Source organism: Bradyrhizobium cenepequi, from assembly GCF_020329485.1.
In the GTDB taxonomy this organism is placed as follows: domain Bacteria; phylum Pseudomonadota; class Alphaproteobacteria; order Rhizobiales; family Xanthobacteraceae; genus Bradyrhizobium; species Bradyrhizobium cenepequi.
The window spans coordinates 1-656 of sequence record NZ_JAGKJI010000186.1 but is presented as its reverse complement, the minus strand read 5'-3'; the positions used below and the strand labels follow the sequence as shown (position 1 = coordinate 656).

Genomic DNA, 656 nt, shown 5'->3' with positions numbered 1-656 from the left:
CTGAAGGACGCGACGCGACCATCTCGCGTCAAGCCGTTGCCGTCCGAAAAGATCAAACAGGTGGTGCACATGACGCTGCACGGGAAACCGCCGAATGCGACCCATTGGAGCGTGCGCAGCATGGCGAAGGCTGTTGGCATCTCTTACAGCAGTGTGCAGCGGATCTGGCATGCGCATGGGCTGAAGCCGCATCTGGTCGACACTTTCAAAGTCTCGCGCGACAAGAACTTCGCCGCCAAGGTGGAGGACGTGGTCGGGCTCTACCTCAATCCGCCGGACAAGGCGCTGGTCCTCTGCGTCGATGAAAAGAGCCAAATCCAGGCCCTCGACCGTACCCAGCCCGGCCTGCCGATGAAGAAGGGCCGCGCCGGTACCATGACCCACGACTACAAGCGCAACGGCACCACGACCTTGTTCGCGGCGCTCAACATGTTGGACGGCAAGATTATCGGCACCTGCATGCCTCGGCATCGGCACCGAGAGTTCCTGCGCTTTCTTAAGCTGATTGATCATCAGACCCCGCCTGGCCTCGATCTCCATCTGGTCGTTGACAACTATGCCAGCCATAAGACACCAGCCGTAAAGCGTTGGCTCAAGGCACACCCACGCTTCCATTTGCACTTCACGCCGACCTCGGCCTCTTGGCTCAACATGGT

General features: G+C 59.8%; 1 protein-coding gene. It reads left to right on the top strand.

What is annotated here, in order from left to right; all coding sequences use genetic code 11:
* A partial coding sequence (locus J6497_RS40860; RefSeq protein WP_225709775.1) for an IS630 family transposase occupies window positions 1–656 on the top strand: 656 nt, incomplete at both ends.